The sequence below is a fragment of the Salinicoccus sediminis genome (assembly GCF_000986795.1).
GTDB classification, from domain to species: Bacteria; Bacillota; Bacilli; order Staphylococcales; family Salinicoccaceae; genus Salinicoccus; species Salinicoccus sediminis.
Map to the genome: position 1 here is coordinate 269,362 of NZ_LAYZ01000024.1, position 14,177 is coordinate 283,538.

Consider the following 14,177-nt stretch of genomic DNA (forward strand, 5'->3'; position numbering starts at 1 on the left):
GATATGCCGGTACACCCGGCATTCATATGGCCCGTTCGCGGGCGGTTATCTCTTTGTGATAGTAGTCCATGTACCAGTCGATGAAGCGGTCGATCCCGTCCTGTATACCTGTCGCCGGCCTGAAACCGGTGGCGGCATAAAGGTCCTCGACATCGGCATATGTTTCCGGCACATCACCGGGCTGAAGCGGCATGTAGTTCTTTTGAGCCGTCTTGCCAAGCCTGTTCTCTATCGCCTCGATGAACGCCATCAGCCTGACCGGTGCGTTGTTGCCGATGTTGTATATTCTGTAAGGTGCACTGCTCGTTGCGGGATTGGGCGTGTCCCCCGACCAGGCCGGATCCGGCTGCGGCGTAATCCCCATGAGCCGCACAACCGATTCGACGATGTCATCCACATACGTGAAGTCCCTGAGCATATTGCCGTTGTTGTACACATCGATCGGCATATCCGCGAGTATCGCCTTTGTGAATTTGAACAGCGCCATGTCCGGCCTGCCCCACGGCCCGTATACTGTGAAGAACCTGAGTCCTGTCGTCGGCAGCCCGTAAAGGTGACTGTAGGTGTGTGCCATCAGCTCATTCGCTTTTTTGGTCGCAGCATACAGGCTGAGCGGATGGTCGATGTTGTCCGTTGTCGAGAAAGGCTTGACCGTGTTCGCCCCGTACACTGAACTCGATGATGCATAGATCAGCTGCTCCACACCGTAATGCCTGCACCCTTCCAGAATGTTGGTGAAACCGTTGATATTGCTTTTGATATAGGCATGCGGGTTATCAAGGCTGTATCTGACTCCCGCCTGGGCCGCAAGATTGATGACGATATCCGGGCGGGCGTCGCGGAAGATTCCCATGACCCCGTCCGTATCCGCCATATCCACTTCATGATTCTCCACCCTGTTCTGCAGCATCTGCTCCAGCCGGTCCCTTTTCAACCCCACATCATAATAGTCGTTCAGATTGTCGATGCCGATGACCGTGTACCCTGTATCTATCAGTCGTTTTGATAGATGGGAACCGATGAAACCGGCACTTCCCGTAACCAGTATCTTCTTCATCCAATGCACCCTGCCTTTCCTCCCGAAAATTCAGCACTACCGCATCATCCTGATCATCTGTTCCGTATGTTCTCCAAATACCGCCCTGCCACTGACCATCTGTGGAAACCAGACAGACTGCCCGAAGATGTTGAACTCCAGAAGGACGATATCATCATTCTCATCCAGTGTGAAATCCCAGGAAACCATTCTCATATGCGGTGTCTTTTCATGCATCTCACATGCCACCCTGATAAGCTTCTGGATATTGGGAAGTCTGTGGTTTGCAAATGAAGTCCCAGTATCCGGATGAAATCTGTGTACTTCCCCGAAAAACGTCAGCCCCTCGCTGCCGAGCTCCCCGTCGTCTGACACAGCGACCGATATGCCGCCGGCCTGTATATTATCGACATGGCTGCCTCCCCGGCCCATGCTGAGCGTGATCGGGGCATGGAACACCCTGTCATCGACAAGATAGGTGATCACCCTGAGAGTATTGATCGATCCCCCGTAAAGCACCTTCAGGCTCTCACTCGGAACGATCTTCTCCTGTACGATGAAGTCCTCGCCGTAGGAGGCCAGCACTTCAGCCAGTTTGCGGCCGGTGCGCCGGTCGGCTCCATCCCGGAAATCATACAGCGCCACCGAATCCCCCGAGCTCGAATCGAGCGTCGGCTTGATGACGGCCGCCCCGATGTCCTCAAGCGCCGCATACGCCTTTTCCTTCGAGATGATCTTTCTGTCGCTCGTATAGAACACCCCGCTGTTGTTGATGAGATACGTGTCAGGCAGCCGGACACCCTCGATGTCCCTGTAGTACATCCCGAGAAAACTTTTGTCGCTGATCATCCGGCCGATTTCCCGGTTGTTGAGTTTTCTCTCAAGTTTCGTGGTGAATAGCATCTCCGGAAAGTACTTCACGTTGAACCTCCCCGAATAGCTCTGATACAGACGATGCCACCGTGTGGAAATCCGCCTGCCGTAATACTTCGTCCACATATCCTGTATCTCCGCTTCCTCACTGTCGCTGATCCTTATAGTCCGATACAGATGCCTTTTGCGGAAAATATTGTAGTATTCACCGGCAAGTATCTTGACCAGATACATGGAATTCACAGCCTTCAACAGCCCTGCTGTCACTGTCTTCCTATAACTGTCAGTCCTCACATCATCTCCCCCTCGATGCTTCGTTTCTCATCCAGATCTGTACCAATGTTGTTTCAGGCAATGACCTTGTCCACGCGTATTCTTTTCCGGATGAGCCGTATCACCCTGCTGATCTCCTCCACTGTCATTTTCGTATCAGACGGCAGGCATATGCCATTTTCAAAAAGGTATCTGGATTGATCCTGCCCTTCACAGAAATAATCGTATCCGATGAATAGCGGCTGAAGATGAAGTGGTTTCCAAACGGGTCTCGCTTCAATATCATTCTCATTCAGATACTCAACCACTTCACCCGCAGTTACTCCCAACCTATCCGGATCGATTGTCATTGCAGTGAGCCATCTGGTATGGAAAGACCCTTCCGCCTCGGGCATGAATTCAATGCCATCCACATCCCCGAGCCCGTATACATATTGCTCATATATGGCGCGCTTCTGTCTGATACGGTCCTCAATCACTTCCATCTGCCCTCTGCCGATGCCTGCGCATATGTTGCTCAAGCGATAGTTGTAACCGACTGTTTCATGCTGGTAGTGGGCCGCCGCTTCCTTGGACTGTGTCGCTTTCTCCAGTGCCTTCCTGATCATCATCTCTTCATCTGAAATGATCATTCCGCCGCCTGAAGTGGTGATGATCTTGTTGCCGTTGAAGGAATAGACGCCGAATCTCCCGAACGTCCCGCTCATTTTGCCCTGATACACAGCCCCCAGGGATTCCGCTGCATCTTCAATGACTGACACAGCATATCGGTTACAAATCTCCACAATCCTATCCATCTTGGCCGACTGCCCGTAAAGGTTGACAACGATCACTGCTTTCGGCAGCTTTTCATGCATCTTGTAAAACTCGAGTGCCTGTTCCAGAATTTCCGGGGACATATTCCATGTGTCCCTCTCCGAATCGATGAAGACCGGTCTGCCGCCCAGATAGAGTATCGGGTTGGCACTGGCTACAAATGTCAGCGAGGAGCAGAAGACAATGTCATCTTTCCCCACACCCAGCAGATCGAGTGCAAGATGGATTGCACCTGTCCCGCTGGATACTGCACATGCCGCTTTCGTTCCGGTAAAATCCCTGACCTGCCTTTCAAACTCATTGACGTTATTCCCAACCGGTGCTATCCAGTTCGTCTTGAACGCTTCTTTTATATATTTCTTTTCGTTCCCGCCCATATGGGGGGATGATAATAATATTCTGTTCCGAGGCATTATCAAGTCACCTCTCCCTTAATTTGGACAATATTCATGAACAGTTGCTGTAATGCACCCGACCAAGAGTTCTACAGCACTGCACGCCTTTGATCAACCCACTCTCTCTTTTATCAGTTCCGGCTGTTTCACATTTTCCTGACCGATGAATCTGAGTATGCTCTCTTTCAATTCGTTCTCGTCAATCGACAGGAATGTTCTGATATGCGACTCGATGATGCTGAGTGATGATTCGGATACCCTCCCCCGGTATATTTTTTCGTAAACTTGTTCCGGGTGTATTTCATCTTTTTTCAACAACTCTTCGTAAAGTTTTTCCCCGGGGCGTATGCCGACGAATTCTATGCCGATGTCTTCCTCACTGAATCCGCACAGACGGATCATATTTTTGGCCAGATCGACGATCTTCACCGGTTCCCCCATATCAAGGACGAACACTTCCCCACCTTCTGCCAGTGTACCCGCCTGTATGACAAGCCGTGAGGCTTCTGGAATCGTCATGAAGTATCTTGTCATCCTCGGATCTGTTACTGTGACCGGCCCGCCCAGCTGTATCTGTTTTTTGAACTTGGGCACAACCGATCCCCGGCTCCCGAGAACATTGCCGAATCTTACTGCGACGAGTGTCGTCTCTTCGCATCCCTTATCCAGTGCCTGCACGATCATTTCAGCCATCCGTTTCGTGGCGCCCATGACATTCGGTGGATTGACCGCCTTGTCCGTTGATATCATGACGAATTTCTTCGCTTTGAAGTGGCACGCAGCTTCCGCAGTGTTCTTTGTACCGATCACGTTATTCTTCACTGCTTCCTGCGGATTGTACTCCATCATCGGTACATGTTTATGCGCCGCTGCATGGTAGACGATATCCGGGCGGTACTTCTCGAATACTTTGAACATGCGCTTCCTGTTCTGCACATCGGCGATGATCGGCACATAGCTGATGTTGTCATTCTTATTGTCCAGCACCTCTTCCAAAATCGTGTAGATGCTGTTTTCCCCATGTCCGAGCAGCAGTATCTTCCTCGGCTGGAATTTCGCAATCTGGCGGACGATTTCGGAACCTATGCTGCCGCCGGCTCCGGTGACGAGTATCGTCTTGTCAGCAACCTGTTCTTCAATGCCTTCAATATCGAGTTCCACCGGCTCACGGCCGAGCAGATCCTCGACTTCGACCCGTTTGAGCATATTGACTTCCAGCCGTCCGGACAGTATGTCCTCGATATTCGGCATGATCAGAACGTCCACTCCGTCCATGTTGGCGACGGCGTGGATCTTCTTAAGTTCTTTCTTGCTGAGTGACGGAATCGCGATGACTATCTTCTTGATGCCGTACTTGTTGACCATCCGTTCCACATCTTCGCGCTGGCCCTCGACTTTCACTCCGCCTGCAATTTCCATGTTCTGCTTGGCCGGATTATCATCGATGACAACTACCGGATTCATTCCCATTGCCGGATTATCCAGCATCTGCTTGATCAGGATCGAACCGCCTTTGCCTGCGCCGAAGATCAATGTCCGTATCATCTTCGGGCTGTGAGACCGCCTGCCGTTCAGCTGATGGTAGAGCAGCTTCCAGAACAGCCGTGAGCCGCCGATGAATATCATATGCATCATCCATGTAACGAGCATCAGACGCAGGAATGTCATATTGAACAGCAGATAGGTCAGTATGGTGGTCGTGAGCATAGATGCCGAAACAGCCTGCGTAATTGAAATCAGTTCCCTGACACTCGCATATTCCCACGCCCGGTGATACAGGTTGAAAATATAGGCAAAAAGATGGTGGTTGATGAGCAGCACCGCTGCTGTGACCCCGAGTACAGTGAGCGGATACTCTGCAAAGAACGGCATGAGAATGTAGTAGCCGATGAACACCGAGAAAGTGACGATTAATGAATCGACTAAGAGAAAGAAAAAATAGCGTTTCCTCGCACCCATATTATCCTCTTCTTTCCGATGACCCTTATTTGGTTTTAAATGCACCCGTAAAGCTTCTTCCTGATTTTCCCGGACGATTCCGCCTTGACCTCTCCAGACAGAGCCGCCCGCCGCACACTTCCAGTAAATTCATGTTTTACTTACACTTCCTGAAACACCCTTACGCGTATGCAGCTGGTCCGGTTGCTTCCTCGGTCGTCATCCCCTCTCTGTCACCCCCGTCACGGCACCCCTGTCGTGATGGAAATGAGAAATTTTATAAAATCATACAGATGCTTCTCTTTTTATATGGATCTGCATAATTCCCCATGCACTGTCCACCCTCAATCCCTGCATGCTGTCATGATTGAGCCCTTCGTATGCACATGATTTTGGAAGTTGAAACTTCTTCCTGTATATTAATCAGCCGTCATGTGACGCCTGATGGTAATAGTAATCGTCTTTCAACCGGTATTTTGCATCCCGGTTGTTGAGGACGAGACCGATGATGTTCGCATCTGCCTTGTTCAGGAGATCCTTCGCCTCCAACAAATGATTCCGATTATTATTTTCCACATCGGTAATCATAATCACGCCATCCGCACTCTTGCTCAGAAGCTGAGCATCTGTCACGGATAATAAAGGTGGGGAATCCACAATAATCATTTCATACTGAAATTTCAGATGGTCGATGAACTGAGTCAGCTTTTTCGATGACAGAAGTTCAGACGGATTCGGCGGAATTGGCCCTGATGTAATCAGATACAGATTATCGAACTCTGTTTGATTTACCAGATCTTCCGAAGCGATATCATTTACAATCGCAGTGGAAAGCCCTTTTTGATTACTCACTTTGAATGTATAATGACAGGTCGGCCGTCTCAGATCACCGTCAAGCAGCAGTGTTTTCTTCCCTGCCTGGGCATAGGCGATTGCCACATTGGCAGCAATCGTGGATTTTCCCGCTCCTGCCACGGCTGACGTGAACAGGACTGATCTAATCGGACGGTCTATGCTGGAATACATGATATTCGTACGTATGGTACGAAATTGCTCACTTACAGGAGAATGCGGCTTAGTCGCAACGATGATCTTCTTTGCACTGGCAACTTCATTGTTCATCTTCCTGTGCCGCATCACGAGAACCCCCTCTTATTCTTCTATCCTTGCTATGGAGCCGACCACAGGCATATCAAGGTAATGCTCTGCATCTTCTTCGTTTCTTACAGATTTATCAAAATAAGCTCTGGAAAATGCCAACGTCAAACCGAGCAACAGTCCGACCACAATTCCCACTGTAATATTAATCAGAGGGTTAGGTGATACAGGTTCTGTATCCGCTTCCAAATTTGACGGTGAAAGAATAGAAACATTGTCGACATTCATAATGCTCGTCACCTGTTCCTGGAACACATTCACAATCTCATTCACGATACGTTGAGCCTCTTCCATGCTTTCATCCGTCACAGTTACAGTCAGCACCTGGGACTGTTCCTGATTAACAACAGTAATCTGTTCGGAAAGACTGGAAAAAGATTTATCCAGTTCCAGATTATTGATGACATTCTCCAAAACGATTGGACTCTGTAAGATATCACTGTATGTACCAATCAGTTGAAGGCTCGTCTCAATATCCTGATCACTCGTATTCTTTGTCTCTTCAGATTCACTGACCAGAATTTGCGTTTGTGCCTGGTAACGAGGAGGAATTAAAAAGAATGTAATGAGAGCAGCAATAACTCCCGTGATCAGAGTCAATACAACAATTGAAGTCATATTTTTCTTTATAATCTCCAATGCTTTCTCCAGGTTGATAGATTCCCTCATGTCACCCCTCCTCTGTATATTTAATTTTAATATAGTTAGCTGCTAAACCACTTACTAATACAATAGTTATTCACTTATTACAATTAAAAAGTATTTTAACATCATTATAAACATCACATTATAAATATGCAATAGATTTTTGAATATTCAAATAAATTATTCTTTCATCTGGCTTAAATTACTCAAAAGATAATACATATTTTAATTACGAACAAAAAACCGACTTCACATTTTATCGTGAAGTCGGCATTAAATTCTATGTAAATGACATTATTAAAATGGCTCTTACGCTAGCTTGGGGAACAAGTATGTATGCATTCCGTTTCAGTAATGGAAATTTTTAATCAGTCTGTCCGGTAAAGCATCCGTTGGCGCAACAGTTCAAATCCTGCCCGGCCATATATCATTCTTTTCAAGGTTTTTAACCGGTTGGTATTGCCTTCGACGAAGTCATTACTCTCTGGGTATACGAGGGCATTTACTGTAGATTTGAAGTCACTGAGCAGTCTTCGGGTGAAGTATTTGGTCAAAGAGATCCTGCCGTTGATGTTCGTAGCGTATAAGTTTAATGAAACCGGTCTGGTCTTTTTGGGTGATGGTTTCACGGAAGGATGCGATAAATGCATAGACGGACTGGATTTTTGGAGACTGTTTCAGAACACAATTGATGAGCCTCCGTTCCGAATCGTCTTCCAGTCGATTCTGCCAGAGAATCCGGCGAATTTCCCGCCGGATCCTTGTGACTACTAAACTAAACTGGAAAATTCTTGCTCGATATATTTTATAGAACCAACTCAGCTAAAACTCTCCTATAAAAAATGCAAACATTTCTTCTTCCTAAACATACTATTTAAACGACATACAACCCCCGACTACCAAACGAGTATTTTATGTATGGAATTTATTTTCACCTTATGTTAAATGATAATCCAATTTAATTTGTAAAACAGTATTTTTGTCGTTCATCAGAGCAGTCTTACTATCATTTAGTTTAAAATTTCCACCTTCGTGAAAATGTACGAATTTGTGATGATAAGGACAAAGACAAATAACATTTTTATAGTGATCAATTTTATTTTCTTCTTCATTTTCGTATGTTTTAGCCGTATGGATAGGATTAATATGATGAACTTCTATATAAAATGTTCCATCTGGATTAACTATTTTATTTTCTGATTCCAGACCGCATAGTTGGCATTCATAATGATATAATCTTTTTAATTTGCTCACTAATTCTTTTGATCTATTCACTTTTTCAATTTCAGAAACTTGATAATTAAGTTTGCTTTGAATTTCTTTTATATCATCAATTAAACTAATTTTATACGGGGATTCATTATCTTTGATTTCATTTGACTCAAAATTTTTTGGAGGGATAAATGTTCTATCAAAGCCCCACACTTTTAGTTGCTCAGATACAGTACGTTTATTATGTGTAGAAAATAAAAATAGTTTATCATAAAAATATTCGGAAGAAGGGATATATACTTTTCCTTCAAACATAAAATACTTTTTTATTTCATCTATATACGACTCATCATCTTGCAATGAAATATCATCTTTCGTCCAATCATATGGTGTATATCCTTCCGGAAGGTCTTTTTTGTAGATTCTCACAAAACCTATTTCATAAAGAAATGTTTCAAGGTTCTTCCCCTTGTTACGAGCACGTGCATATATATTTCTAAAAAAACTTCCATATGGAGGAATATAAATTTTATCCTCATTAACTAAATATTTTTCTTTAATAATATTTTTTAATTCTGAAACATATACATTATCTTCTTCATTCAATCTGCTATATTTATAACCATAAGATTCTATAAAAGTTTGTACGCTCAATCCTTGCCTTGATGCTCTTTGTCTAATTGTTTGAGCTTGATTATTCTCACTAGGAAGTGAAACAGTGACGCCATCTGCTAAAAGGAACTTTTCGAGTATTAATATTATTTCTTCTTTGCTGTTTGTTCTATTGTCTTTTTGAGAGATTACTTGATTGGTCTTGATTAATTTTGTTAAATTATCAATTGAGATACCTATACTTTCTGCTGTTTTTTTAACTAATCTAAAATCATCAGATGGCAAGTCTATATTAGAGTATTCCTCATAATTTTTTAAAAGCTTTTTTACTTTTGCAATGTTATTATAATCATCGTTTTTCAGCCGGTCATAATAAGCATTTTTTAATAATATATTAATATCAGAAGGAATATCAAAGATATAATTATGAGTTTCACCTTCTTTAATAAATATTGCATTTTTTTCTTTTTTATTATGCTTATAAATATGTATTACTGTGCCGTCACTATTTGATAACTCATTTGTTAAACTGTCTACCATTTTTATAATCAATTTTTTGTGCTTGTGTTTTACTTCTCGAATTTCAGCTTTTCTTTTTCCAAATGACTTATCAATTATCTTTGCATTCATTGCTTGTCTACTGATTCCAAATGCTTTAGCATGTTTAGCTAAATTAAAATTATAATTATTTTTTAATTCTTTAATAGAAACATAATCATATTTAGATTTTGACTTTTTAACTAATTTAAAACCGAGATGTTCTAAATATGTTTCTTTACTGATATTCCTATCTTTGCTATATTTGGTTAGTTGTGAGTCCAATTTCGAATGGGCAGCTTTTATTTCACTAAGGCTAGTAAGTATTTTATCTGGAAAATAATTCAATAAAGTTTCTGGTATCTCTGATTCTAAAATGGTGTTTTTTCTAACCATATTAATTCCAAGTTTTTTAATTTCTTCCTTATAATCTAGCGAGTTAAGATTACAAAAGTTTTTTATCACGGTCATTAATTCAGTATCAGGATTATATCCTTTGATAACTTTATTGGGGTATTCTTCCAATAATCTCTTTTTAAAATGATATTTAAACTCTTCACTTTTATTCATTTAATAATTCCTCATTTTTAAAAGTTGTTTCCTAATATTAATTTTATGGCTGTTTAAAACAAATTTCTGCTTTCAATACAATATAAAATTCATTTGTTACTGAATTTTTTGTTTAATTCAGTCTCAATTTTCGCTTCTTCCCACAAATTTTTAAAATAGTCCCTTGCCTCAACTCTTAATTTTTCGGCAGCTTCCCTTTGATTTTTATGGTAATTCTCTTTTTTCTCCTTACTTAAATTGCGTTCACTCAAATTAAACATCGTCTTTTCATGTAAACACTCAATCAATTTGACAATCTCTTTATGTTCTTTTGAATCTGAAATATATAATAGAAGCAAATCTCTGTATTTTAAAAGCTTATAATATTCATGATAATACTTTTGTTTTGTTTTATTCGAAATAAAATATCCATTAAATATAGAATTAACAATTTCTTTTAAGACGTATGATTGACTTATATAATCAGACATTAGTTTCCGTACATCTTGAATCCATTCTATTCTTGATTTAGAGATTACAGTAGCCGTAATTTCTGTTTTTTTTAATTTGTGGTTATATCTTACGGTTAACATAACGCCACCTAGAGCAATAAATGCTGCAATTATAGTATCAATAGACGAGATAACCTCCAAACCTCTGCTAAACAAATCATATAGTATATACTTAGCAGAAAATAAATCTCCATATAAATATATATGATATTATCCATGAATTTTCTCTCTTATTCTTTCTATAACTGACTCCTGATCTTCCGCTGTCATCTTCGTATCCGACGGCAAACAAATTCCAGTTTCAAATAGATATTTAGAATTGTCTTGTTCTTCACTATAGTAATCACACTCAGCGAACAATGGTTGCATGTGCATTGGTTTCCATACTGGTCTCGCTTCTACGTTGAGTTTGGCAAGTTTCTCTATAATCTCAGCAGCTGTTACTCCCAGTTTTTCTGAATCAACTGTCAGTGTAGATAGCCAACGGTTATGTAGCGTATTTTCCAGTTCTGGCATGAACTCAATTCCATCAATATGATCCAATGCTTCAACGTATCTATCAAATATAGCCCGTTTCTGTTCTACACGTTTCTCAAGCACTTCCATCTGACCTCTTCCTATGCCGGCACTGATGTTACTCAATCGATAGTTATAACCCACTTCACTGTGCTGATAGTGGACAGCCTGATCCCTGGACTGAGTTGCTTTCTTCAAAGCCTTTTGAATCATTTCTTCATCATCGGAGACAATCATCCCACCGCCTGATGTAGTGATGATCTTGTTACCATTAAACGAATAAATTCCAAATTTGCCGAAAGTACCACTCATCTTTCCTTTGTATCTGGATCCAAGAGATTCTGCAGCATCTTCGACCACAGCTACACCGTATTCATCACAGATGGCCATCAGCTCATCCATTTTGGCAGATTGTCCGTAGAGATTCACAATAACGACGGCCTTGGGCAGTTGGCCCTTGGATGCATAATCTTCAAATGCCTTTTTCAAAGCAACGGGTGACATATTCCAGCTATCCAGATCAGAATCTATGAAAACTGGTTCAGCACCAAGGTAAAGGATCGGATTCGCACTGGCTATGAATGTTAGAGAAGAGCAGAATACGAAATCACCCTGTCCTACATCTAAAAGATCCAGCGCAATATGTATACCGCCTGTACCACTTGATAATGCACAGGCAGCTTTAGTGCCAGTGAACTCTTTGACCTGATTCTCAAATTCATTCACATTATTACCCAAAGGAGCAATCCAGTTAGTATCAAATGCCTCTTTTACATATTTCTCTTCAGCTCCACCCATGTGAGGGGAAGATAGTAAAATTTTCTGTTGCACTTTAGACTCTCCTTCGAGATAAAATGAAATACTTGAAGTTGACCATTAAAAGTAATCTCATCTAGAATATAGAAAAAATCTTTCTTTTTTTAGCTGGGTACCGCTTTACACTTTCTACCGGTGGCCTTATTTTAATTTCCTCATTATTTAAAACTTTCTCTGCATTTCTTTTTAAATCTTCAACGTACTTTTTCCCAAGTCTTTGTTCTATCGTAAAATATGCTTCACTCAACATAAATGGCCTAATGGTCGCATGATGTGCATCGCTTGCAACAATATGAGCAAAGCCGTTTTCTATTAGCTTCAAGCTTATTTTTTGCAAATCTTTCCCCCATACACCGCAGACAGATCCTGATGTAACTTGTGAAAGTGCTCCTTTTTCTACCATCTCATATAGTTTACTCATATTCTCCATCAACGGTTTACATCTTTCAGGGTGCGCAACAATCGGTCTATAACCGCTCATTTGCATTTTAAAAAATAGGCTTTCTACAAAATGAACCATTTCTGTAAAAGGAAACTCAATCAAAACATATCTTGTTTGGTTCAGTGGAATGTCAGAACCCGAACCAAGATCATCTAACAGATTGCCATTAATTCGTATCTCCTGACCAGGATAGACAGTAAGGTTCAATTTTTGTCTCTCAATAATCTCATTTATATAATTAACTTTATTCAGAACGTCTTTTCCAGTATTGTAAAACTGTCCATCGTGATGGTGAGGAGTAGCAATGAGATCAGTTATTCCATTTTTAGATGCTTGAATTAGCAAGTTAGTTGCGTCTATTTCACTTTTAGGGCCGTCATCTGCATCTATTAAAATATGGCTATGAATATCTATCATGATTCATCCCCCCTACCTCATAATCAATGTTTAACAAGATTATATCATTATCATAGTGTAAATGTATACTTTAAATGTTTTCACAATAATGGTTGACACCTTTGTTGTCATCCATCATCAGCCCGATCAGGGTGAAGAACAGTATCACCGGTGAGAAGTATACGAACATAAACAGATAATTGTACTCGAACATCCCTGTCAGTATAAAAGCGATGAAGAAAAGTGTGATATTGAAATTTTTTACGGCAATCACTGAAATCAGGACTGTTAAGGATAGAAGGTCGATAAACAGTACCGCGGTCAGGATGCCGTACCTGCCGAGTGTGTCGAATATGATGTTATGGACGTGCAGCAGATGGGTGAAGTCGACATAGTCATGTCCCTGTCCGAACCACCGGCTGCCTGAGACGACTGTCTGCCAGGGGTCAGATCTGCCATTCGTCAGCTGGTTCAGATCAATGCCCTGCAGGCTGATTCCTCCCATAGTGAAATAGCTGTACATCTGTCTTGAGAACATGAGGAGGGGCACAAGGATGACGGCGCCTGCCGTCATCAGGAAATTCTTCCGTTGCCGTCTGTCTGTTCTGTACATATTGATATAGGCGAACTGGGTGACGGTCACGAGCAGATACAGGGCCATCGCCGTGCGGCTTGTCGTGATGACGACCAGCAGTGCAAGTGTCGGCAGCACATACCAGAGCATCGCGCGGTTCGTCTTCGGCATGAAGATCAGGCCCGCTGCAAAAACCATCACGAGCGTGGCGCCCGATTCGTTCAGTGTCGTCTCGGCCAGGAGCAGTGACGGCAGGCTGATGATGGCGCCCGCTGTCATATACATGAAAAGTGCCACCGGCATCCGGTACAGCAGCATGACCGTTAGCATCAGCCAGACCACCGCTTCCGTCCACACAAAGTGCCCGGCAATCAGCATGCTGGCAAAAGCGGACAGTACGTAGAGGCCCCATACAATGAGGAATAAGATCTTCCTTCTGCTGAAACTGAACTTCGAATTCTTATATAGGTAGGCGAGGATTGCGCCGAGCGTGAGGATGGTGAACGGGTCCATGCCTGCCACCCGGCTCTGCAGTCCTCTGTAGTCGATCATGATCAGGCTGGTCACGGTGAAGATGAGTGTGAACATTGCTGTGAATACGAGGCCTTCGTGGGATAGGAAGGCTTTTTTCATGCTTAGTCTATCCATGGGTTACATCCCTTCCATTATGAAAGGTCATGATAACATGGCAGGCGGCAAAAGGCTTGCATTTTGTGCTGAACGGCGTGCGTCAGTGTCCGGTGCTGTTTTGACAGGATTTTGTCACTATGTTTAAATATATACTTGTGAATTAATTTTCAAACGATGGTCATTCCCCAATTCCCCTGTACGCCCCTATGCCTCTTTGAACTGCCCGCTTCCTCCCATCGGGGTTCTG

General features: G+C 42.7%; 11 protein-coding genes. All 11 read right to left on the bottom strand.

Going from position 1 to position 14,177, the window contains the following annotated elements:
* Positions 1–22: 22 nt before the first annotated feature.
* The 11 genes from WN59_RS09925 to WN59_RS09980 all read right to left on the bottom strand — a co-directional run bounded on the left by WN59_RS09925 (position 23) and on the right by WN59_RS09980 (position 13,948).
* The gene (locus WN59_RS09925; RefSeq protein WP_046516648.1) at positions 23–1,057 is read right to left on the bottom strand and encodes an NAD-dependent epimerase; all 1,035 of its coding nucleotides are present in this window, start codon (positions 1,055–1,057) and stop codon (positions 23–25) included.
* Positions 1,058–1,093: 36 nt separating this feature from the next.
* Entirely contained in the window at positions 1,094–2,203 is a 1,110-nt protein-coding gene (locus WN59_RS09930; protein ID WP_046516650.1) for a sugar-transfer associated ATP-grasp domain-containing protein, read from the bottom strand.
* 53 nt (positions 2,204–2,256) lie between these two features.
* A complete protein-coding gene (locus WN59_RS09935; RefSeq protein WP_046516653.1) occupies positions 2,257–3,411 on the bottom strand; it encodes a DegT/DnrJ/EryC1/StrS family aminotransferase in 1,155 nt (384 codons plus the stop codon).
* A 93-nt stretch (positions 3,412–3,504) separates the two neighbouring features.
* Positions 3,505–5,352: a polysaccharide biosynthesis protein gene (locus WN59_RS09940; protein ID WP_046516656.1), complete on the bottom strand. Its 1,848-nt coding sequence runs from the start codon at positions 5,350–5,352 to the stop codon at positions 3,505–3,507.
* 402 nt (positions 5,353–5,754) lie between these two features.
* Positions 5,755–6,468 carry a CpsD/CapB family tyrosine-protein kinase gene (locus WN59_RS09945; RefSeq protein WP_052747393.1) on the bottom strand — a complete coding sequence of 238 codons (714 nt, stop codon included), beginning with the start codon at positions 6,466–6,468 and terminating at the stop codon, positions 5,755–5,757.
* 15 nt (positions 6,469–6,483) lie between these two features.
* A complete protein-coding gene (locus WN59_RS09950; RefSeq protein ID WP_046516663.1) occupies positions 6,484–7,158 on the bottom strand; it encodes a YveK family protein in 675 nt (224 codons plus the stop codon).
* Between the two features lie 912 nt (positions 7,159–8,070).
* A complete protein-coding gene (locus WN59_RS09960; protein WP_046516669.1) occupies positions 8,071–10,065 on the bottom strand; it encodes an HNH endonuclease in 1,995 nt (664 codons plus the stop codon).
* 89 nt (positions 10,066–10,154) lie between these two features.
* The gene (locus WN59_RS09965; protein ID WP_046516672.1) at positions 10,155–10,637 is read right to left on the bottom strand and encodes a hypothetical protein; all 483 of its coding nucleotides are present in this window, start codon (positions 10,635–10,637) and stop codon (positions 10,155–10,157) included.
* Positions 10,638–10,766: 129 nt separating this feature from the next.
* A complete protein-coding gene (locus WN59_RS09970) occupies positions 10,767–11,870 on the bottom strand; it encodes a DegT/DnrJ/EryC1/StrS family aminotransferase (protein WP_046517264.1) in 1,104 nt (367 codons plus the stop codon).
* 94 nt (positions 11,871–11,964) lie between these two features.
* Positions 11,965–12,747, bottom strand: coding sequence for a tyrosine-protein phosphatase (locus WN59_RS09975; RefSeq protein WP_046516675.1), 783 nt, complete (start codon positions 12,745–12,747; stop codon positions 11,965–11,967).
* 70 nt (positions 12,748–12,817) lie between these two features.
* On the bottom strand, positions 12,818–13,948 hold the full coding sequence (locus tag WN59_RS09980; protein WP_231577206.1) for an O-antigen ligase domain-containing protein: 1,131 nt from the start codon (positions 13,946–13,948) through the stop codon (positions 12,818–12,820).
* Positions 13,949–14,177: the final 229 nt, after the last annotated feature.

Bases quoted from the DNA above. Each gene is read 5' to 3' on its own strand.
- WN59_RS09925 (WP_046516648.1), bottom strand. From the start codon at position 1,057: ATGAAGAAGATACTGGTTACGGGAAGTGCCGGTTTCATCGGTTCCCAT.
- WN59_RS09935 (WP_046516653.1), bottom strand. From the start codon at position 3,411: ATGCCTCGGAACAGAATATTATTATCATCCCCCCATATGGGCGGGAAC.
- WN59_RS09940 (WP_046516656.1), bottom strand. From the start codon at position 5,352: ATGGGTGCGAGGAAACGCTATTTTTTCTTTCTCTTAGTCGATTCATTA.
- WN59_RS09945 (WP_052747393.1), bottom strand. From the start codon at position 6,468: ATGCGGCACAGGAAGATGAACAATGAAGTTGCCAGTGCAAAGAAGATC.
- WN59_RS09950 (WP_046516663.1), bottom strand. From the start codon at position 7,158: ATGAGGGAATCTATCAACCTGGAGAAAGCATTGGAGATTATAAAGAAA.
- WN59_RS09960 (WP_046516669.1), bottom strand. From the start codon at position 10,065: ATGAATAAAAGTGAAGAGTTTAAATATCATTTTAAAAAGAGATTATTG.
- WN59_RS09965 (WP_046516672.1), bottom strand. From the start codon at position 10,637: ATGTTAACCGTAAGATATAACCACAAATTAAAAAAAACAGAAATTACG.
- WN59_RS09970 (WP_046517264.1), bottom strand. From the start codon at position 11,870: ATGGGTGGAGCTGAAGAGAAATATGTAAAAGAGGCATTTGATACTAAC.
- WN59_RS09975 (WP_046516675.1), bottom strand. From the start codon at position 12,747: ATGATAGATATTCATAGCCATATTTTAATAGATGCAGATGACGGCCCT.
- WN59_RS09980 (WP_231577206.1), bottom strand. From the start codon at position 13,948: ATGGATAGACTAAGCATGAAAAAAGCCTTCCTATCCCACGAAGGCCTC.